We start from the raw sequence: 19,608 nt of genomic DNA on the forward strand, positions 1-19,608 counted from the left end.
GCGGGTCCGCACGTGAAGGATCCATGCAGTTGCACCGATCACTCACCCGACGGGCCCCACCCGACGTGAAGGATCCATGCAGTTGCGTGGGTGCTTCACGCCGGGTGCGGGGTGGCGGCTAGAGCAGGCCCCGGTCGCGGGCCAGCGCTGCGGCCTCGGTCCGGCCGGCCGCACCCAGCTTCGCCAGGATGTTGGACACGTGAACGCTCACCGTCTTGGTCGCGATGAACAGCTGCTTGCCGATCTGGCCATTGGTGCGGCCCTGGGCCACCAGGACCAGGACCTCCCGCTCGCGCGGGGTGAGCTCTGGAGCAGCGGGACCGGACTCGGCGCTGCGGCCCGCGCCGTTTCCAGCGGCGCCGGCCTCAGACGATCGGCCCCCAACGCGGGTGCTCCCGGCACTGGGGTCCACGAGCGCCAGCTCAGCCAGCAGCGGCAGCGCCCCGAGCCGGGTGGCTGTCTCACGCGCGAGCACGGTCTGCTCCCGCGCCCCGGCGGTGTCTCCCTGTGCTCGCAGCACCGCGGCGAGTCGACTCCGGGAGCGGGCCTCCTCGAAGGGGTGCCCCAACGAGGCGAACGCCTCCACGGTCTGCTCCCACGCCGTGCGCAGCTCTGCCTCGCCTGCCGGGTCGATACCGGTCAGCCACTTGACCCGCAGCAGCTCGGCAGCCACGCGCAGACTCCAGGCCCGACCCTCCGGTCCCATCGGGCGGCTCGTCTGGGCCCGCGCCTCCAACGTCTGCTCCCCGATGTCGCTGATCGCGATCGCCCGCTGCACCAGGTCGGCGCGGTCGGCGTGCGGCACGGAGGCGATATTCTGCGCCATCTGCCCGAGCAGCAGACCCGCCAGCCGCACCTGCCCAAAGAACCAGGGCACCGCCCAGACCCTGGAGACCACGGCGATGACCTCGTCATAGGTCTGTTCGGCGCGGTCCAGCCGCCCGTCGTCACCGTAGACGTCGATGGCAGCTCCCCCGGCGAGGATCGCGTTCCAGCCATCCTCGGACCACGTCCCGCGGGACCGGTCCACGAGGCTCTCGGCTGCGGGATCACCGCGGCCGGCAGCAACGATCAGCCGGAGTGACTCCAGCAGCGCCCCTGGCGCCGGCGGTGGATGCGGGTCCGCAGAGTCGGCCACGGACTCGGCGGCGACCCAGTCCCCCACCATGTAGGCCGTGATGCCGGACAGCAGCCGGGCATCGAAGCCATAGGGTGCCCAGACCCGTCCTGTCGAGCGTGCCAGATCGGCACTGTCGGAGTAGGCCTGCCGCGCGCGTTCGAGCTCACCGAGCTCCATCAGGGCGCCACCGAGCTGGTGGAGTCCCCGCACCAGGGCCGCCGGCTCTCCCCGCTCCCTGGCTCGGGCGACCACGTCGGTCAGCGCCTCCACCGAGGCCTCCGGGTCGCCGAGGAACTCCTGCAGTCTGGCCAGGGTGGTCGAGGCGTCCACGGCGGTGCCCGGCAGGTCGAGCTGGTCGGCCAGGTCCAGTGCCCCCTGGGCAACCCGGACCGCGTCCTGGAAGCGGTCGACGTCGATGTGGGCACGCGCGTGCACCGCCAGGGCGGTGGCCCGCAGCCGTGGCGAGTCCGGCGAGATCAGGCTCAGCGCCTCTGTCGTGGCCGCCAGCGAGATGCCCGGCTCGGTCTCGCTGAGCAGTCCGGCTCGTGCCTGCCCGAGGAGGAGCCGGGCCCGGTCATCGCCTGCCGCAGGCGCCTGCGGAGCGTCGAGGGCGGACCGGAGCAGGGCGAAGGCCCGTCCCGCGTGACCAGCATCGATGAGGGCCTCACCCGCCCCCAGCGTCAGCCGGATCCGGTTGACCTCCGTCCCGGTCGCGACCGCGGGGTCCTCCAGCAGCTGCAGTGCCAACTGGTAGTGCTCGGCGGCCTCGTCAGGCCCACCGACCTGCATCGCATCGTCCCCGGCCTCCACGCTCGCGGTGACGGCCGTCGTCAGGTCGTGGGCCGCCCGGGCGTGCCGAGCCAGCTCGGCGGAGGCGCCGCGGGCTCCGCCGGAGATGGCCCGCACATAGGCGCGGTGCAGGCGGGTGCGCTCACCGGGCAGCAGGTCGTCATAGACCGCCTCGGCCAGCAGTGCGTGACGGAAGGCGTAGGACCCCCCGTCGGGCACCAGGACGTTGGTCTCCACCGCCGTGCGCAGCGCTGCGTCGAGCTCGGCGTCCGTCAGGTCCACGACGGCGGCGAGCAGCTCATGACTCACCCGGCGCCCCGCGGCCGAGGCCGTGCGGACCATGGCCTGAGCAGACTCGTCCAACCGGTCCAGACGCAGCAGGAGCAGGTCAGCCAGGTCGGCCGGCAGCGCGTCGCGGCCGAGCTCGCTGGCCTCGAGAAGTTCCTCGGCAAAGAAGGCGTTGCCCTCGGCCCGGCGCACGATCTCGTGGACCCGGGTCTCGTCCAGCTCGGTCCCGGGAGCCTGGGCGTCGTGGAGGGTGTGCACGAGGCGGCGCACGTCCGCGTCCTGCAGTGCCCCCAGGTGCAGCCGGTCCACCCCGGGGATCCGGCCCCACTCGGTCACCACCCCTCGCAGCGGGTGGCGCCGGTGCAAGTCATCGCTGCGGAAGGAGACGACCAGGCTGACCGGCGTGCCGAACCCGCGCCCGAACAAGAAGGAGATCATGTCGCGGGTCGATCGGTCGGCCCAGTGAGCATCCTCGATCACCACCAGCAGCGGCCCCTGCTCCCCCAGGTCCTGCAGCGCACCGTGCACGGCCTCAAAGAGCTCGCCCCGCGCCATGCCGTCATCGCCGCCCGGGCCCCCGAACCCCCAGGCTCGACTGCTCCCCCCGCCCCCACGGCCCTCGACTCCTGTGGCGCCAGCGTCCCCACCGGTCCCCGCACCGTCCGCTCCCACGCCTGCTGTCTGGCCCCCCGGCATACTCCCGCTGCGCAACCGACGCCCTGGCTGCAGCCGAGTGATCGCGGGGCGAGCGTCGGCCAGCGCACTGGCGCGCTCCGGGACGGCCGTGGCCAACCGACCAAAGATCTCGCTGAACGGCAGGTAGGGCAGGCCGCTGTCGCCGAAGTCGAGACAGTGCCCGACCAGGACGGTCCAGCCCGCGTCAGTGGCCCGCTGCCCCAACTCAGAGAGCAGGCGGGTCTTGCCGACGCCCGCGTCGCCTCCCAACACCACAGCAGCCGACACCGGGTCGGTCCCGATGCCGGCTGCTGCCGTCAGGTGATCTATCTCGCGAGCCCGCCCAACGAGCGGGGTCTTGGTCTGGGATGTGGCCACGCACTCCATCATCGCTGGCCCCGGGGGTCAGCGCGCAAGGGCGACGCGCCCAGAGCCCGGGGTCGCGGGCTTGACCGCCTTGTGATGGCGCCGGGTTGAGGTGCCCCAGGAGCGGCGCAGCTCCTCGCGGCGGTAGTCCGCCTCGTTGGTCAGGGACTGGGGAGTAACAGAAAACATCTCGTGCTCCGATTCTGTGAGTTCGGGTCCGGATGAACCCGGTATATCCAGAGTCGGCTGCTGAGGTAGACCCGCACATCGGGGGAACTCCCTAACCCGCCCGGCGCTTCTACCTCAGATGGCACGTCGGCGCAGGTCGGGGCTACCTCAGACGGCTCCGCCGGTCGCGGGGACCGACGCAGGGGCTCACGCTCGAGCAGGCCGGACCGAGGCTGTCGGACCAGCGCGATCAGGCGCGGGACGGTCAGGCTCGGCGCCGGTAGTTCAGGTCCGCGATGTCCCTGCCCACCGCGACGCCCCGGCGCTCAAACCGGGTGACCGGTCGCAGCGGCGCCCGATCGGTCGAGACGAACTCCAGACTGTCGTGATGGTCGAGCAACGCCCGCATATGAGCGGCATACCCCTCGATGTCGGTCGCCAGCCGCCACATCCCGCCCGGGGCGAGCACCCGGCACACTGTGTCGGCGAACTCGGGGCGCACGATCCTGCGGTGCTGCTGCCGTCGCTTGGGCCACGGGTCAGGAAAATAGGTCCAGACCTCGGCGACCGACCCAGCGGGCAGCATCGTGGCCAGCGCGACCTCGGCGTCGGCCTCGACGAAACGGAGGTTGGGCAGCGGGTCCTCGACCAACCGGGACAGACACTGACCGATCCCCGGTTGCCACACCTCAAGAGCCAAAAAGTCGGTGTCCGGCAAAGCCTTTGCCCCCGCAATCAGGGCGTCACCGGAGCCGGGGCCAACCTCCACGATCAGCGGCGCCTGCCGCCCAAAGACGTCCGCGACGTCCAGGGAGTATGCCGGGTCGACCGTTGTCGAGCCACCGTCCCGGGGGACGTCGATCACGTAGGTCGGGGCCAGCGCGTCATAGGCCACCTGGTGCCGTGGGGGCATCCGACCACCACGGCGGGTGAACGAGCGGATCCGGGTGCGATAGGGGTGGTCGACAGAGCTCACTTCTTGGCCTTCTCGGCCGCCCCGCCGTCCTGCGACAGCGCTGCAATGAAGGCCTCCTGGGGCACCTCCACCGAGCCGACCATCTTCATCCGCTTCTTGCCTTCCTTCTGCTTCTCCAGCAGCTTGCGCTTGCGGCTGATGTCACCGCCATAGCACTTGGCGAGCACGTCCTTGCGGATCGCGCGGATGTTTTCCCGGGCGATGATCCGGGCACCGATGGCGGCCTGGATCGGCACCTCGAACTGCTGGCGCGGGATGAGTTCCTTGAGCTTGCCGGCCATCATCACGCCATAGGCATAGGACTTGTCGCGGTGCACGATCGAACTGAACGCGTCGACGGCATCGCCCTGCAGCAGGATGTCGACCTTGACCAGGTCGGCCTCCTGCTCCCCGTCGGGCTCGTAGTCCAGGGAGGCATAGCCCTTGGTGCGGGACTTCAGGGCGTCGAAGAAGTCGAAGACGATCTCGGCCAGCGGGAGGGTGTAGCGCATCTCGACCCGCTCCGGGGACAGGTAGTCCATCCCACGCAGGGTGCCGCGGCGTGACTGGCACAGCTCCATGATGCTGCCGATGAACTCACTGGGAGCCAGGATCGTGGCGCGCACCACCGGCTCGGTGATCGTGGCGACCTTGCCCCCGGGGAACTCGCTGGGGTTGGTCACCTCGATCTCGGTGCCGTCATCCATCCCGACCTGATAGACCACGTTGGGCAGGGTGGAGATCAGGTCCAGGTCGTGCTCGCGCTCCAGGCGCTCACGGACGATCTCAAGGTGCAGCATGCCGAGGAAGCCGACGCGGAAGCCGAAGCCGAGAGCGGCTGACGTCTCCGGCTCGTAGACCAGCGCCGCGTCGTTGAGCTTGAGCTTGTCGAGGGCATCGCGCAGCACCGGATAGTCCGAGCCGTCGATCGGATAGAGGCCGGAGAAGACCATCGGCTTGGGGTCCTTGTAACCGCCGAGCGCCGCGGTGGCCGGCTTGAGGGCCGTGGTGACCGTGTCACCGACCCGTGACTGGCGCACATCCTTCACGCCGGTGATCAGATAGCCGACCTCGCCGACCCCCAGGCCCTTGGACGGGACCGGCTCCGGGGAGCTCACACCGATCTCAAGCAGCTCGTGGGCCGCGCGCGTCGACATCATCGCGATCTTTTCCCGTGGGCTGAGGTTGCCGTCCACGACCCGCACATAGGTCACGACGCCGCGGTAGGTGTCGTAGACCGAGTCGAAGATCATCGCCCGGGCCGGAGCGTCGGCGTTCCCGACCGGTGCCGGCAGCTCCCGCACGATCGTGTCGAGCAGGTCGGTGACGCCCACACCGGTCTTGCCCGAGACCCGCATGACATCCTCGGGCTCGCAGCCGATCAGCCCGGCCAGCTCCTCGGCATACTTCTCCGGCTGGGCGGCGGGCAGGTCGATCTTGTTGAGCACCGGGATGATCGTCAGGTCATTCTCCATGGCCAGGTAGAGGTTGGCCAGGGTCTGCGCCTCGATCCCCTGTGCCGCATCGACCAGCAGGACCGCGCCCTCGCACGCGGCCAGCGAACGACTCACCTCATAGGTGAAGTCGACGTGGCCGGGCGTGTCGATCATGTTGAGGATGTGGGTCTTGTGGTCCACCGCCCAGGGCAGTCGCACCGCCTGGGACTTGATGGTGATCCCGCGCTCGCGCTCGATATCCATCCGGTCGAGATATTGCGCCCGCATCTGCCGCTGCTCGACCACGCCGGTCTCCTGCAGCATGCGGTCTGCCAGGGTCGACTTGCCGTGGTCGATGTGCGCGATGATGCAGAAGTTGCGGATCAGCTCCGGCGGCGTCGCATTGGGCTGCGGCGCGGAGTGGGCGATCGGTGACACGCTGGGAGAACCTCGGGGTCGTCGGGACAGTTCCCCTAGTCTCCCATGGTCACGGCCCCGTCCCGTCCCTCTGCCGTCCACCGGCCCCTAGGGTGACCCCATGTCGACGATGCACCGCCTTCTTGAGTCCGTCCTCAAGGCCGTCCGGACGGCCACCCGAGGATCACAACGGGGTGGCGCCGGCCGCGGACGGACCGGCCGAGGACAGAGAGGCGGAGCACCGCAGGGCGGAGCGCCAGCAGACCTGGGGGGCTACCCCGGCGACTTCGCGGGCACACCGCGGATCAGCTACGAGCCCGTGCAGGACGACCTGCCCGACCCGGGCGAGGTCGTGTGGGCGTGGGTGCCCTATGAGGAGGACCACACGCAGGGCAAGGACCGCCCCGTCCTGGTCATCGGCCGAGATGGCGACCTGCTGCTCGCCCTGCAGATGAGCAGTCAGGACCACGACAAGGACGCCGCCGACGAGGCCCGGTGGGGCCGCTACTGGGTCGATGTCGGCTCTGGGGCCTGGGACCGCGAGCGCCGCCCCAGCGAGGCTCGGGTCGACCGCATCCTGCGGATCGACCCGGAGTCGGTCCGGCGCATCGGCGCCGTGCTGGACCGGCAGCGTTTCGACGAGGTCGCCGCAGGCGTGCGCCAGCACGCCCGCTGACTCTGATGACGACCTGACTCTGACTACGCCCCGATGTCCGCCAGCGTCGGCTCGGGACAGTCCTGCCTCGTGGCCTCCAGGGCATCATCATTCTGGAGGTCGTAGGCCATCCACGGGGCAGAACCGACCCCCGCCAGGCTCGCCTCGTAGGTCGAGACGTAGACGTCCTGCGAGGGCGGCTCGACCGCGGGGTGACCATGTGCGACCAGGCACTCGTAGGTCTCTGCGTAGAGCCCGTAGAGCGCCCTGATCTCCTCGGTGCTCGGCGGCTCCGGCCGAGGCGGTGCCCCGCCCACGAACTCGGCGCACGTGTCGTAGATCAGCTCAAGATCTGCCGCACCAGCAGACGAATTGGTGGTGTCGATGTGGATCCCGTCGCCCTGGGCATTCACCGTCACCGCTAGACCCTTGTCGTTCATGCAGTCACTCAGCCGGCTGTAGAAACTGTGCAGCTCCTCGGCCTGCGCCACCCGAGCCTGAGCACGCGACTCGACTGGGTCCGCCGGTGCACCGCAGCCGGCCAGTGCCAGGACCAGCCCACTGGCGGCCAGGGCGCCCAGTCCGTGTCTATGTGCCATCGGCTCCTACCCCGTCCGTCGCAACCGGTCCACCCGGCCCGTCCAGTATCCCACCCAGGCCGTGCCCAGCAGCCCGATCGCTCCGGTCACCAGGCACGCCACCGTCAACGGCGCGAGAGCCAGGAGAGCAGCCAGACCGACCGGCCCACCCGTCACCCCGACGTCCCCGGCAAACCGCCACGCGCCCAGGAACTGGGCTCGACCCAACCGGGGAGACGCATCCGCCCCGAGGGTCATCACGATGCCGGCGCCCAACCCGTTGCCGAACGCCATGAGCAACGCCACGACCGTGACCCCCACGATCCCGCCGGCCAGGGGCAGCAGGAGTGTCCCGACGGCCACCGCCAGCACCACTGGCACGGCCACGAACTGTCGTCCCCGGTGGTCCATCAGCCACCCGGCCGGATAGAAGAGCACCATGTCCAGCGCCGCCGCGATGCCGAACACCAGCGACGTCTCGGCCGGCGTCAGGTGCACGTGCTCGGCCCACAGCGGCAGGAGCGTGGTGCGCACAGCCCGGGACGCGGAGATCACCACCACGACGCTGCCGAGGACGACGAGCACGCGCCGGTGCTCCTTCATGACCGACCACACCGACAGGTGCCCGCTCGCCGCCTGCTCGTGCCGACTCTCCGCACCCGGGTCGGGCATGACCAGCGCGATGCCGGCCGCGATGACCGCTGTGACGGCGGCCAGCCAGAAGACCCCCCGGATCCCCCACTGGTGGACGGCGAGCGCACCCAGCAACGGCCCGATGAAGAGTCCGACCCGGTGGGACCCGCCGAGCATGGACAGCGCCCGCGCACGGTAGTAGTCGGGCACCACCTCGATCATGAACTGCTGCCTCGCCAGCAGGAAGACGGTCCACATCATGCCGCTGCACAGCACCGCCACGCTGAGCCACAGCACCGACCCGGAGAACCCGGCACCGACCAGGGCGACCGCGTCGAGCAGCCCTGCCCCCACGAGGGCCCAGCGCTCCCCGATGCGGGCCACCAGCGCACCGGCGGGCAGCGAGGCGAGGAGTTGGCCGATGCCGAGCAGCGCCACGACGAAGGCAGCGGTCCCCAGGTCCGCGCCGAGCTCGCGAGCCCGCAGCGCCAGCATGGGCAGGACGGCACCGTGCCCGATCGCGCTGACCACCGACGGCCCGTAGGCACTCAGCGCAACCTCGCGCAGCCGGAACTCGGGAGTCGTCACCCGCCGCATCCTGTCACCTGTCTGCCACCATGGGCAGATGAGCAAGGACCGGGAGACACTGCAGCGCTGGGAGGACTTCGGGGGCGTATGGCGGGTGCTCGCCTCACACGACCAGGCCGCCACGGTCTCGATGTGCCGGTGCGACGGGGGCGAGGAGGTCCAGCGCCTGACCACGGAGGACCCGGACCTCGTGTCCTGGCTGGCGGCCCACCCAAGTTCCGAAGGTCTCACAGACTGACACTGCTACGATTGCTACACCGTCAAGCGAGAGGGCCGAGATGGAAACGATCCCACACCGTGATCTCCGCAACCACAGCAGCGAAATCTTGGCGCGTGTCAGCGCCGGCGAATCAATTGCCGTGACCAACCACGGTCAGCTGGCTGCCATCATCAGTCCTCCGACCTCCAGCCCCTTAGAACAGGCACGCAGGGCCGGACGAGTGCGAGAGCCCCGACGACGGGTCGACCTCACGACCATCCGACGCGCCCGCTTGAACGAGTCATCCGCGGAGGTCCTCGCAGATCTGCGTGGAGACCGGTGATCAGCTACCTCGACACGTCGGCAGCCCTCAAACTCCTCATTGAGGAGGTCGAGTCGACGTCGATCGCCGACCACCTGAATCGGGCTCTGGATGCAGGGCGCGACATCGTGTCATCGATGCTGCTCTTCACGGAACTGCATTGCGCAGCGGCCCGCCGCGGGGGGATCAGCGAGGACGCCGTCAACTCCGTTCTCGACGTCGTTGCGCTCGTGGACCTGGATCGTGCCGACCTGACCCGGGCGGCGACTTCTGCATGGGGACTGCGTAGCGCGGACGCAATCCACCTCGCCGCAGCTCTTCGCCTTGACGTCGACACGATGCTCACCTATGACGTCGAGTTGGCGCGGACCGCTCGACGAGCAGGGATCCGCGTCGAGGCCCCAGCGCCATCGACTCAGCCGCGATCGCCAGAGTGAGCGACAGCAAGAACCTCACGTTTCGCGCCGCCCGCGCGTCTACCTGGTGATGAACGTGAAGAAGCCGTTTGAGACGGCCGTCACCGAGCACGGGCCCACGGTCCTACGGGTCGTCCGGGCCGTGCTCGGGCCTGGCCCCGACGCAGACGACGCCTGGTCCGAGACCTTCCTGGCGGCGCTGCGTGCCTGGCCGGACCTGGCGGAGGACACCAATGTGCAGGCCTGGCTGGTGACGGTGGCCCACCGCAAGGCGATTGACGTCGCCCGGGCGGGCGCCCGGCGACCGGTGCCGACCGACATACTCCCTGAGCGGTCGTCTGGCACGGGTCTCCCCGACGACGCACACCCTGACCTGTGGGCCGCGGTGGCGGCGCTGCCCGAGAGGCAGCGGCTGTCGCTCGCCTACCACTACCTCGGCGGCCTGCGCCACACCGAGACGGCGGCGCTGATCGGCGGCACACCTGAGGCGGTGCGCAGAGCTGCCGCCGACGGGATCCGCGCCCTGCGCCGCGCCTACGCCCCGGAAGGAGCACCACGATGAACACCCCGACCGACACCCACGGCAAGGACAGGCACGACAACGACGCCTCCCTCGACACCGGCCTGCTGGACCGGTTGGCTCCCCCGACCGACCTGGCCGGGCTGCATCGACTGCTGGAGCTGCGCGCCGAGCAGGACAACCTGGTCGACGTCGCCTACCGCACGGTCGACTCCCCCGTCGGCACGCTGCTCCTGGCCGCCACCGAGCGCGGCCTGGTGCGGGTCGCCTTTGAGCGGGAGGGCCTCGACGCGGTCCTCGAGACCTTGGCCAGTGACCTGAGCCCCCGCGTCCTGCAGACTCCGCAGCGACTCGACGCGGCCGCGCGGCAACTGGAGGAGTACTTCGCGGGCTCACGCACCGCGTTCGACCTGCCCCTGGACCGTGCCCTCTCACAGGGCTTCCGTGGACAGGTGCACACCTACCTGCCGCAGATCGCCTACGGTCACACGGCCTCCTACGGCGAGGTCGCGGCCGCGGTGGGCAGCCCGCGTGCGGTGCGGGCGGTCGGCAGCGCCTGTGCGACCAACCCGCTCCCGGTCGTCGTGCCCTGCCACCGGGTGCTGCGCAGCGACGGGAGTCTCGGCGGCTACCTCGGCGGGCCCGAGGCCAAGACCACCCTGCTGGCCCTGGAGCACGCCGCGTGACTCGGCACACCCGTGCTGCACGCCCGGGAGCACGCCGCATGACTCGGCACACCCATGCTGCACACCCGGGAGCGCACCGCCTGACCCAACCCAGCACTGACCACTGTCAGTGGCCACCGCAACACTGGCGACCATGATGGCGATCGATGCCCCGCTGGTCGTCGGGGACGACGGCCTAGCACGCCCCACCTGGGCCTCTGTCGACCCGATGCTGCGCGCCTACTACGACACCGAGTGGGGCATGCCCGTGCGCGACGAGCGGGGCGTCTTCGAGCGGTTGAGCCTGGAGGCCTTCCAGTCCGGCCTCTCCTGGGCCACGATCCTGCGCAAGCGGCCTGCCTTCCGCGCGGCGTTCGACGACTTCGACCCGGACGCCGTGGCGGACTATGGCGAGGCTGACGTCGAGCGGCTCATGGCCGACTCGGGCATCGTGCGCAACCTCGCCAAGATCCGGGCGACGATCGGCAACGCGGCCGCGACCGTGCGGCTGCGCGAGCAGGGTGGACTAGCTGAGTTCGTGTGGTCCTTCCAACCGGCCACCACCCCGGAGCCGACCTCCTACGAGGAGATCCCCACGACCTCGCCGGAGTCGGTGGCCCTGGCCAAGACTCTGCGTCGGGAGGGCTTCTCCTTCGTCGGGCCGACCACGATGTTCGCCCTCATGGAGGCCATTGGGATCGTGGACACCCACCTGATGGGCTCGCACCGCCGGGGCAGTTCGGGGGTCTGGCCGCGCTGAGATCCTCGGCCGCCGCCTGGCGGTGCGAGCGGGGTGGGGGGTGGGAGACGATGGGTCGGGTCGGGTGACCGACCCCTCGACCCAAGGAGTTCCCATGCCCGTGGACACGCTTGCCGACCTGCTCGGTCGCGAGATGACCCCGACCGCGCTCGAGGAGGCAGCTCAACTCGCCGCCGGTCTCAGCGACGGTGACCTCGTCGGCCTGGTCGAGCGTCTGCCTGCAGCCCGGGCCAGCGTGCTCCTCCAGACGCTGGACGAGGGACGAGCACTGGCGGTCTTCGCCTCCCTCGATGCGCCGCACCAGGCAGTCCTGGTCGACGCACTCCAGGAGAGCTATGCCGTCGGCCTCTTTGTCGCGATGGACCCCGACGACCAGGTCAGCCTGCTGGACGAGCTCTCCCCCGACCTGGCCGAACACTTCCTGGCCCAGCTCGATCCTCGCGCGCGTGCACTGACCTCGTTGGTGCGCGCCTATCCGCGCCAGTCCATCGGCCGGCGGATGTCGCCCGAGGTGGTGTCGGTGCCGATGACGGACAGCGTGGACGAGGCACTGGCCCGGGTCCGCCTGCGGCTCCAGGACGCCGAGACGGTCTACACCCTGCCGGTCGTGGACGAAGGCCGTGTCCTCGTCGGGGTCCTGGGACTGCGCAGGCTGCTGGCCACCGACCCGGACACCCCCGTGGCCGAGATCATGCGCCCGGTGGAGTCCGCCGTCGTCACCGAGGACGCCGAGCGCACCGCCCGCCGGTTCCTGGACCGCAAGCTCCTGGGGATGCCCATCGTCGACGCGGACCACCGCCTGGTGGGGATCGTCACGGTCGACGACGCCCTGGTGATCACCGAGGAGGCAGACTCGCAGGACCATGCCCGCCAGGGAGGCACCGAGGCCCTGGGCCGGCCCTACCTGTCGACAGCGGTGGGCGACCTGGTCCGCTCCAGGATCGTCTGGTTGCTGGTGCTGGCCGTCTCGGCCGCCCTGACCGTCCAGGTGCTGGAGATCTTCGAGGCCACGCTGACCGAGGTGGTCGTCCTCGCACTGTTCATCCCCCTGCTCACCGGCACCGGCGGCAACACGGGCAACCAGGCGGCGACTACCATCACCCGCGCCCTGGCCCTGGGCGACGTCACACCGCGCGACATCTCCCGCGTGCTGCTGCGTGAGGCCCGGGTCGGCGCGCTCCTGGGTGCCCTGCTGGGCTCCCTCGCGTTCCTGGTCGCCGGGGCCGTCTATGGCGTGCAGATCGGTCTGGTCATCGGCCTGACCCTGTTGTCGGTGTGCACCATCGCCGCGACGGTGGGTGGGGCGATGCCGATCATCGCCCAGAAGCTGCGGGCCGACCCGGCCGTCTTCTCCAACCCCTTCATCTCCACGTTCACGGATGCGACGGGGCTGGTCGTCTATTTCTTGATCGCCCGGGCGGTCCTCCAGCTCTAGGCACTCGGTGGTGAGGGAGCAGTCTGATCAGCGACAACACGCAGGTCAGCCACCCACAGCAACACGCTGCCCTGCCCGGGACAGCATGAAGGGCCCGGGTCACCAGACCCGGGCCCTTCGTCACCTTGCGGTGGAGCTGAGGGGACTCGAACCCCTGACCCCCTCCATGCCATGGAGGTGCGCTACCAGCTGCGCCACAGCCCCTTACGGAACCAGGAGAGTTTACCCATACGGCCCCCTGTTCCACCAAATCGTCTGAGCCCGGTGAGGCTGGTCCGGCTGCCGCTCTCAGGCTGGTCCGGCTGCCCCCCTCAGGCGGGTCGGGCTGCCGACCTCAGGCGGGTCGGGCTGCCGACCTCAGGCGGGTCGGGCTGCCGACCTCAGACGCGTCAGCGGTCGCTGGTGGAGATCACCGAGTCGGTCACACCGACGTTCCAGGTGAGCATCCGCCACCCGGTCCGGTGCTCGGCCAGCTCGGCCCAGTGACAGTTGCGCAACCCACCCATGGACAACCAGGCCTGACGCTGCGGCAGACCGATCAAGGCTGCCACCAGGGCCCGGCCAGCCACCCCGTGGGTGGCGACCACGAGGGCACCGTCGTCGGGCAGGTCAGTGATGAGCTCCTGGGCCGCGGCGAGCACCCGCTCCTCCACGTGGGCTACCGACTCCCCATCGTCGCCGCGCACGATGTCCTCGCCCCGGGACAAGGCATCGACGGCATCGGGATACTGCGCCGCCACGTCGCCCTGGGTCATCCCCTGCCAGGTGCCGACATGGATCTCCCGGAAGCGTTCGTCATACTCCATCGGCAGTCCGGTGACCTCACCGAGGACCCGTGCCGTGTGCGCGGCGCGGCGCAGGTCGCTGGAGACGATGCGGGTGGGGCCGAGCCCACTCAGGGCAGCGGCTGCCGCGGCAGCCTGCTGCTCCCCCCGCGCGGAGAGGTCGGTGTCGAGCTGTCCCTGCCAGATGCCGCCGACGTTGTGCTCGGTCTCGCCGTGCCGCCAGACGATCAGCCGCCGCACGGGCTCAGTCCGCACCGGTTCAGCCCTCAGGGGCGATGACGACCGGGCAGTCCTTCCACAACCGCTCCAGGTCATAGAACTCGCGGTCCTCGGTGTGCATCACGTGGACCACGATGTCGCTGAAGTCCATCAGCACCCACCGGCCCTCGCGCTGCCCCTCCCGGCGCAGCGTCTTGGCGCCGAGCTCCAGCAGCCGCTCCTCGATCGCGTCGACGATCGAGGCGACCTGGCGCTCGTTGGGGGCGGAGGCGATGACAAAGATGTCGGTGAGGGCCAGCTGACCGCTGACGTCGAGGCCGATCACCTCCTCGGCCAGCTTGTCCTGCGCGGCATGGGCCGCGGCTCGTGCTAGGTCCAGGGCGCGTTGTGTCGCAGCCACTCACTGCTCCTTGTAGAGGTTGTACTTGCCGATGTACTGCACGACGCCGTCGGGCACGAGATACCAGACCGGCTCGCCCTGCTGGGTGCGCTCGCGGCAGTCGGTCGAGCTGATCGCCATCGCGGGGACGTTGAGCAGGGTCACCCGGTCCTGTGGCAGCCCGTGGTTGCTGAGCTCGTGCCCTGGCCGGGTGACGCCCACAAAGTGCGCCAGGTCGAACATCTTGTCCGCGTCCTTCCAGGACAGGATCTGGGCCAGGGCATCCGCGCCGGTGATGAAGAAGAGTGCGTCGTCCGGTCGTTGGTCGCGCAGGTCCCGCAGGGTGTCATAGGTGTATGTCGGACCGTCGCGGTCGATGTCGACACGCGAGACGGTGAAGCGCGGGTTGGACGCGGTCGCGATGACCGTCATGAGATAGCGGTGCTCAGCCGGGCTGACCCTGCGGTCGTCCTTGCGGTAGGGCTGCCCGGTCGGCACGAAGACGACCTCGTCGAGGTCGAGGAGAGCGGCCGCCTCACTGGCAGCCACGAGGTGGCCGTGGTGGATGGGATCGAAGGTGCCACCCATCACGCCCAGGCGCATTAGTGGTGGCTGCCCTTCGTCCCGTGCGGGCGCTCACCTGCAATGTCGTCACCTGCAATGTCGTCATGGTGGTGCTCGACCGGGTCGAGCGCCAGGCTGCTGCGGAAGGACCACAGCAGCCCCAGCAGGGAGAGTCCGATCGCCAGGGTGATCACGCCATACCAGATCGGGGCGAACGGCAGTTCCTTGCCATGGTGAACCGTCTCGGCAGCCTGCAGCAGCACATGCGTCATAGGGAGCAGACTACCGCGCCACCTACAGTGGTTTCATGCACCCGCAGCTGTCCGTCGTCGTGCCGATGTATCAGGAGCAGGAGGTCCTGCCCCTGTTCGTCGAACGGCTGCGCCCGGTGTTGGACGGTTTGGCCACTCCCTACGAGGTCGTGGCGGTCGATGATGGCTCCCGGGACCAGACCCCCGTGCTGTTGCAGCGCTACCGCCGGGAGTGGCCCGAGCTGCGGATCCTGCGCCTGCGTGCCAACTCCGGCCACCAGGCGGCAATCTCGGCCGGGCTGATGGGAGCCCGCGGCGACTGGGTCGTCACCCTCGACGCCGACCTGCAGGACCCACCCGAGGTGATCGCGCAGATGCTTGCCCTGGCGCGCGCGGAGAGCGTCGACGTCGTCTACGGCGTGCGGACCGACCGGAGCAGTGACTCGGTCTTCAAGCGGCTCAGCGCCAAGGTGTTCTATGCCGGGATGCGCCGGGCCGGGGCGACGGACCTGCCGGACAACGCCGGTGACTACCGGTTGATGTCACGGGCCACCGTGGACGCCGTCAACGCCCTGCCCGAGCACCATCGGGTCCTGCGCCTGGTCATCCCGTCCCTGGGATTCCCCTCCGCGAGCGTCGGCTATGTCCGCGAGGTCCGGGCGGCCGGACGGTCGAAGTATCCGATCGCCAAGATGGTGCGGCTCTCGGTCGACAGCCTCACCGGCTTCTCCCTGACGCCGCTGCGCCTGGCGACCTGGTTCGGGCTCGGCGGCTTCCTCGCCGCCGTGGGGTTGTTGCTCTATGCGCTCGTGGCCAAGCTCACCGGCCTGACCGTCGCCGGTTGGACCTCGACCGTGGTCATCGTCGCTGCCGTCGGCGCCGTCCAGCTGCTCTGTCTGGGCATCATGGGCGAGTATGTCGGGCGCATCTACACCACCCTGCAGCGTCGCCCGACCTACTACGTCGCCCACGACTCGCTGACCGGGCAGGACTCCCGCACCGCCGCTGGCGGCGCCGTCAACCGGGCCGGCGAGCTGTCACGAACACCGACACCCCCGGCGCGCGACTGACTGGCAGGTGCCGCTCGAGGGCGACCACACCGGTCAGCGCGACGTTGACCAGCGGGTGCGGCTCGGCCAGGTCACTGCCCTGCGACCGCCTGCGGTGCAGGGCCACCGCTGGACGCAGCAGCACCATCCAGGAGCGGGCCTCGAGGATCTCCAGCCCGGCACCCCGCAGCAGCCACAGGAACTCAGCCGGCGCATAGCGCCGGTGGTGCCCGACCGCGACGTCATGCTCTGACCACAACCGCTGGTCGACCGGCACCGCGGCAACCAGGACTCCGCCCGGGCGCAGGACGCGGTGGATCTCTGCGGCCGCGCGCTCATGGTCGGGCAGGTGCTCCAGGACGTCCAGGGCGGTGACCAGGTCCAGCGACCGGTCTGCCACCGGGAGGTGCTGGGCATCGGCACGGAGCACCTGCAGCCCGCGTCCGCGGGCCACCGCTGCACCCTCGGCGGTGAACTCCAGGGCGAGCACGTCCCACCCGAGGCTCTCCAGGACCCGGGTGTTGCCGCCCCCTGCGGCACCGATGTCGAGGGCCTGCCCCGGCGGGAGGTCACGGACCCGGCGGCGCAGCAGGTGCCGGCGCTCGCGATACCACCAGTGGTCATCCTCGAGCGCGACGAGTTTGCGGATCTCGGTCCCCTCCACGAGGAGTCATCCTCGCACGGGCCGTGCCATACCGCGCCACGTAGTGCCAGACCAGTTTGAGCGCCTGGGGGTCGTGACCGCCCGCACGGCGTGCCTGGCCGAGCAGGGCGGGGTCGAGCCAGCCGCCCCGGGCCAGCTGCGTGGCCAGGGCCACGACCTCGGCACCGCGGAAGTGCGGGTGCTCGACGATCGTGTCGACGTGCACCCGGAAGCCGGGGTGCCACTCGACCGGCACGCCGAGCTTCTGCGCGACCTGCTCGGTCGGGCTCCCCCGGAAGGAGGGGTCGAGGACCAGCGCCTCCACGTCGTGGTCCAGGTCCAGTCCGCCGTGGATCTGCGCCTCGACATAGTCGTCGAGCCACCCGCCCTCGGTCCGTTCGGTCAGGTCGTCGCGCTCCACGGCCTCGAACGCCGCGACTGCCGGCCACAGGCCGAAGCACCGCGCCGTGGCGACCGACGTCGACTCGAAGACCGAGTCCGGGAAGCAGAACCTCGCGCGGTCCAGGACCGGCTCGGTGAGCCGCAGGTGCGCGGAGCCGAAGCGCGGCGAGGCACCCACCGCCCGCCGCCGGTGGTTCAGCGCGCCGTAGCGAGGACGGTCACTGGCCGGGGCCGCGTTATACATCCCCCGGAAGAGCCGGTGCTCCCACCGCCACCGGTCGCCACCGGGGTATGCCGTGAGGCCACCGTTGCTGGTGCCGGTCTCGAACTGGGTGCGGTAGGTGCGCTCGTCCCGGAGGAACTCGAGCACGGTCCGTCCGCGGAGCTCGACGTCCGGATGGAAGTGCACGTCGATGCGCAGGCTGCGGTCCAGCGGCGGCCCGGAGGCAGCCTGCTCGACCCACTCCACTGCGGTTGGCCGGTGCACCCGCCCACGGTAGGCGCTGCGCGGGTCAGCCGCGGGCTCCGTGCCGGGCCTCGTAGCGCTCGTCCAGCACCGACAGCTCCTCCAGGGCCGCGGTCACCACCTCAGCATCCGCGGAGTCGAGCCGCTGGACCAGGTCGGTGATCGTGGCGGGGGAGATGCCGGCCCCAGCGGCAGCCCGCAGATTGGCGCGGCTGTCCAGGTCCATCGCCAGGACCGCGTCGGCCTCGGCCTGCACCCGCGCCGCGCGGCTGGTTGCAGCGTCAGCGGGCATGCTCGAGGTGGCTGCTCCCGCGGTGCCCGGCCAGAAGACCTCGGCGTAGCCGACGTTGCCGGCCCGGTTGGGGTGGAAGGACTCCACGATCGGCCAGCTCAGCCCATTGATCCACTCGACGTTGTCGCAGACCGCGTGACCGGCGAAGGCACCGCGCGGGTCGACGAAGGTGTGCCCGGCCCCGGTGGTCTTCTGCTGCACGAGGGTGTTGAGCTCGTGGGTGGCGGCATTGAGCCGGGTCATCTCCGAGCCGCTGAAGAAGGTGAGCAGGTTGCAGTCCTTCCCGTTAAACAGCAGGGGGTAACCGCCGATCCGCACGTCTGCGCTGGGCGCGCCGCTGTCGATGGCACCCAGCACCGCGTCATACCGCGCCGGGAGCTGAGTGCGCAGGACCGACAGTCCGCCATTGATCGCGCCGGTGCAGTTGGACAGCCAGCCAGGCAGCGCACACTCGGTGATCACGTCGGCAAACCCGAGGTCATTGCCGCCGATCGTCATGGTCACCAGGTCGGTCTGCGGGCTCAGGGCACCGACCTGGTTGTTGAGCACGTCGGCGGTGGTTGCACCGCTGCAGGCCTGGTAGTCCAGGTCGAGCCCCTGGGCGTTGGCGATCAGCGCGGGATAGCCATAGGGCGAGCGATAGCAGTCATCGGTCGAGGCGCGGGTGCCCGTCCCGGCGGAGAACGAGTCCCCGAGGGCAACGTAGGACGTGTCGTTGGCCTGGGCGCTCGCCGCACCATCCGGGGAAGGCGGGTCAGCCTGGGCGGAGAGCCCTGCGGTCAGCGCGAGCGCGAGGCCCGCGGGCGCGGCGAGGAGGGTGGTCAGCGGGCTGCGTCGTGGTGTCTTCACCCCCGTGAGCATGGCGCGGTGTCGCGCCGGACTCAACGGATCAGCGGCAACCTTGGCCAGACCAGCACCAAGTCTTTACCTGTCTCAGCTGGTGAAGGGCACTGCCTCGCGCGCGCTCTCGGCGAGGCTGCCTGCGGCGTCGCGGGCACTCTCGGTGAGATTGCCTGCCGCATCGCGGGCGCTGCGACCGGCGTGCTTGGCCACCGCCTTGGTGCCTGAGAGGAAGGACTGGGTCGCCAGCGTCAGACCGGCACCCAGTAGCCAGGCGTCCTTGGCCAGCGGGGTGCCCTCCTGGGTGGGACGGATCCCGTCCTCACGCGTCATGCCGGGAGTGCGCAGATACATCCCCACCAGGCCAGCACCGAAGCCGGCCAGGGCGGTGCCGGCGACGGCCGAGGGCACCATCGGCGCCAGCAGAGCGCCACCCAGGGCGATCTCGCCGTAGGCGAGCAGCTCGGTGAAGCTCTTGGGGTCCATGCTGCTCAGGAAGGGATAGGCGCCCGAGGCCATCCCGTGCAGGCCCTCGGCCGTCTGCTGGTCGGCGCCGAGCTTGCTCATCCCGGAGTTGAGGATGTAGGCACCGGTCACGGTGCGGAGTGGGATGTGGGTGGGGTGCATGTCGCTCCTGAGTCGTCCGGTCGGGTCACCGTGGTCCGCGGGGTCGGCATGCCGACTTGGGCGCAGAGCCACCCCTCGATCATGCTTGCCTCGTGGCCGGGCTGCC

23 protein-coding genes and 1 tRNA gene are annotated in these 19,608 nt (G+C 70.2%); 9 read left to right on the forward strand and 15 right to left on the reverse strand.

Going from position 1 to position 19,608, the window contains the following annotated elements; all coding sequences use genetic code 11:
• Positions 1-118: 118 nt before the first annotated feature.
• The 4 genes from FNH13_RS19840 to lepA all read right to left on the reverse strand — a co-directional run bounded on the left by FNH13_RS19840 (position 119) and on the right by lepA (position 6,235).
• Positions 119-3,250 (reverse strand): helix-turn-helix transcriptional regulator, encoded by a 3,132-nt coding sequence (locus FNH13_RS19840; RefSeq protein ID WP_321169193.1) that lies wholly within the window; start codon positions 3,248-3,250, stop codon positions 119-121.
• A 27-nt stretch (positions 3,251-3,277) separates the two neighbouring features.
• Positions 3,278-3,427, reverse strand: a complete 150-nt coding sequence (locus FNH13_RS19095) for a hypothetical protein (protein WP_165700102.1) — start codon at positions 3,425-3,427, stop codon at positions 3,278-3,280.
• 244 nt (positions 3,428-3,671) lie between these two features.
• Positions 3,672-4,382 (reverse strand): tRNA (guanosine(46)-N7)-methyltransferase TrmB, encoded by a 711-nt coding sequence (trmB, locus tag FNH13_RS12595; RefSeq protein ID WP_143783736.1) that lies wholly within the window; start codon positions 4,380-4,382, stop codon positions 3,672-3,674.
• Positions 4,379-6,235 carry a translation elongation factor 4 gene (gene lepA / locus FNH13_RS12600; protein ID WP_143783737.1) on the reverse strand — a complete coding sequence of 619 codons (1,857 nt, stop codon included), beginning with the start codon at positions 6,233-6,235 and terminating at the stop codon, positions 4,379-4,381. Before lepA ends, trmB begins: the two co-directional genes overlap by 4 nt.
• A gap of 100 nt (positions 6,236-6,335) precedes the next feature.
• Here lepA and FNH13_RS12605 point away from each other — a divergent pair, with 100 nt between their 5' ends.
• Positions 6,336-6,890: a type II toxin-antitoxin system PemK/MazF family toxin gene (locus FNH13_RS12605; protein WP_143783738.1), complete on the forward strand. Its 555-nt coding sequence runs from the start codon at positions 6,336-6,338 to the stop codon at positions 6,888-6,890.
• Between the two features lie 23 nt (positions 6,891-6,913).
• On the opposite strand, the gene FNH13_RS12610 is transcribed toward FNH13_RS12605, so the two are convergent.
• Positions 6,914-7,468, reverse strand: coding sequence for a hypothetical protein (locus FNH13_RS12610; protein WP_143783739.1), 555 nt, complete (start codon positions 7,466-7,468; stop codon positions 6,914-6,916).
• A 6-nt stretch (positions 7,469-7,474) separates the two neighbouring features.
• Complete coding sequence (locus tag FNH13_RS12615) at positions 7,475-8,668, reverse strand: MFS transporter (protein WP_228266387.1); 1,194 nt, start codon at positions 8,666-8,668, stop codon at positions 7,475-7,477.
• Positions 8,669-8,705: 37 nt separating this feature from the next.
• Here FNH13_RS12615 and FNH13_RS12620 point away from each other — a divergent pair, with 37 nt between their 5' ends.
• The 7 genes from FNH13_RS12620 (at position 8,706) to mgtE (ending at position 12,985) form a co-directional block, all read left to right on the forward strand.
• The gene (locus tag FNH13_RS12620; RefSeq protein ID WP_143783741.1) at positions 8,706-8,906 is read left to right on the forward strand and encodes a hypothetical protein; all 201 of its coding nucleotides are present in this window, start codon (positions 8,706-8,708) and stop codon (positions 8,904-8,906) included.
• A 40-nt stretch (positions 8,907-8,946) separates the two neighbouring features.
• Positions 8,947-9,210 carry a type II toxin-antitoxin system Phd/YefM family antitoxin gene (locus tag FNH13_RS12625; RefSeq protein WP_143783742.1) on the forward strand — a complete coding sequence of 88 codons (264 nt, stop codon included), beginning with the start codon at positions 8,947-8,949 and terminating at the stop codon, positions 9,208-9,210.
• Positions 9,207-9,626 (forward strand): type II toxin-antitoxin system VapC family toxin, encoded by a 420-nt coding sequence (locus FNH13_RS12630; protein WP_143783743.1) that lies wholly within the window; start codon positions 9,207-9,209, stop codon positions 9,624-9,626. Before FNH13_RS12625 ends, FNH13_RS12630 begins: the two co-directional genes overlap by 4 nt.
• A 55-nt stretch (positions 9,627-9,681) precedes the next feature.
• Positions 9,682-10,167 (forward strand): RNA polymerase sigma factor, encoded by a 486-nt coding sequence (locus FNH13_RS12635; protein ID WP_202878775.1) that lies wholly within the window; start codon positions 9,682-9,684, stop codon positions 10,165-10,167.
• Positions 10,164-10,811, forward strand: coding sequence for a methylated-DNA--[protein]-cysteine S-methyltransferase (locus FNH13_RS12640; protein WP_143783745.1), 648 nt, complete (start codon positions 10,164-10,166; stop codon positions 10,809-10,811). The genes FNH13_RS12635 and FNH13_RS12640 overlap by 4 nt, the downstream gene beginning before the upstream one ends.
• A gap of 136 nt (positions 10,812-10,947) precedes the next feature.
• Positions 10,948-11,550 (forward strand): DNA-3-methyladenine glycosylase I, encoded by a 603-nt coding sequence (locus tag FNH13_RS12645; protein ID WP_143785121.1) that lies wholly within the window; start codon positions 10,948-10,950, stop codon positions 11,548-11,550.
• A 94-nt stretch (positions 11,551-11,644) separates the two neighbouring features.
• Positions 11,645-12,985 carry a magnesium transporter gene (gene mgtE, locus FNH13_RS12650; RefSeq protein WP_143783746.1) on the forward strand — a complete coding sequence of 447 codons (1,341 nt, stop codon included), beginning with the start codon at positions 11,645-11,647 and terminating at the stop codon, positions 12,983-12,985.
• 131 nt (positions 12,986-13,116) lie between these two features.
• Here mgtE and FNH13_RS12655 read toward each other — a convergent pair.
• From FNH13_RS12655 to FNH13_RS12675, 5 genes are all read right to left on the reverse strand, one after another.
• Positions 13,117-13,189, reverse strand: a tRNA-Ala gene (locus FNH13_RS12655).
• Positions 13,190-13,374: 185 nt separating this feature from the next.
• Positions 13,375-14,025: a histidine phosphatase family protein gene (locus FNH13_RS12660; RefSeq protein ID WP_228266388.1), complete on the reverse strand. Its 651-nt coding sequence runs from the start codon at positions 14,023-14,025 to the stop codon at positions 13,375-13,377.
• 4 nt (positions 14,026-14,029) lie between these two features.
• Positions 14,030-14,389, reverse strand: coding sequence for a ribosome silencing factor (gene rsfS, locus FNH13_RS12665; RefSeq protein WP_143783748.1), 360 nt, complete (start codon positions 14,387-14,389; stop codon positions 14,030-14,032).
• On the reverse strand, positions 14,390-14,971 hold the full coding sequence (nadD, locus tag FNH13_RS12670) for a nicotinate-nucleotide adenylyltransferase (protein ID WP_267873000.1): 582 nt from the start codon (positions 14,969-14,971) through the stop codon (positions 14,390-14,392). It lies immediately after the preceding gene.
• Positions 14,971-15,204: a hypothetical protein gene (locus tag FNH13_RS12675; RefSeq protein ID WP_143783749.1), complete on the reverse strand. Its 234-nt coding sequence runs from the start codon at positions 15,202-15,204 to the stop codon at positions 14,971-14,973. Before FNH13_RS12675 ends, nadD begins: the two co-directional genes overlap by 1 nt.
• A 35-nt stretch (positions 15,205-15,239) precedes the next feature.
• Between FNH13_RS12675 and FNH13_RS12680 the strand changes: the two genes are divergently transcribed.
• Positions 15,240-16,253, forward strand: coding sequence for a glycosyltransferase family 2 protein (locus tag FNH13_RS12680; protein ID WP_143783750.1), 1,014 nt, complete (start codon positions 15,240-15,242; stop codon positions 16,251-16,253).
• On the opposite strand, the gene FNH13_RS12685 is transcribed toward FNH13_RS12680, so the two are convergent.
• From FNH13_RS12685 to FNH13_RS12700, 4 genes are all read right to left on the reverse strand, one after another.
• Positions 16,201-16,896 (reverse strand): class I SAM-dependent methyltransferase, encoded by a 696-nt coding sequence (locus FNH13_RS12685; RefSeq protein WP_143783751.1) that lies wholly within the window; start codon positions 16,894-16,896, stop codon positions 16,201-16,203. The two genes, FNH13_RS12680 and FNH13_RS12685, sit on opposite strands and share 53 nt — an antisense overlap.
• Entirely contained in the window at positions 16,853-17,764 is a 912-nt protein-coding gene (locus FNH13_RS12690) for a DUF3626 domain-containing protein (RefSeq protein WP_143783752.1), read from the reverse strand. The genes FNH13_RS12685 and FNH13_RS12690 overlap by 44 nt, the downstream gene beginning before the upstream one ends.
• A gap of 25 nt (positions 17,765-17,789) precedes the next feature.
• Complete coding sequence (locus FNH13_RS12695) at positions 17,790-18,884, reverse strand: SGNH/GDSL hydrolase family protein (protein ID WP_165700103.1); 1,095 nt, start codon at positions 18,882-18,884, stop codon at positions 17,790-17,792.
• Between the two features lie 84 nt (positions 18,885-18,968).
• Entirely contained in the window at positions 18,969-19,502 is a 534-nt protein-coding gene (locus FNH13_RS12700) for a hypothetical protein (protein ID WP_143783754.1), read from the reverse strand.
• Positions 19,503-19,608 lie beyond the last annotated feature (106 nt).

The sequence above is a fragment of the Ornithinimicrobium ciconiae genome (genome assembly GCF_007197575.1).
GTDB lineage: Bacteria > Actinomycetota > Actinomycetes > Actinomycetales > Dermatophilaceae > Ornithinicoccus > Ornithinicoccus ciconiae.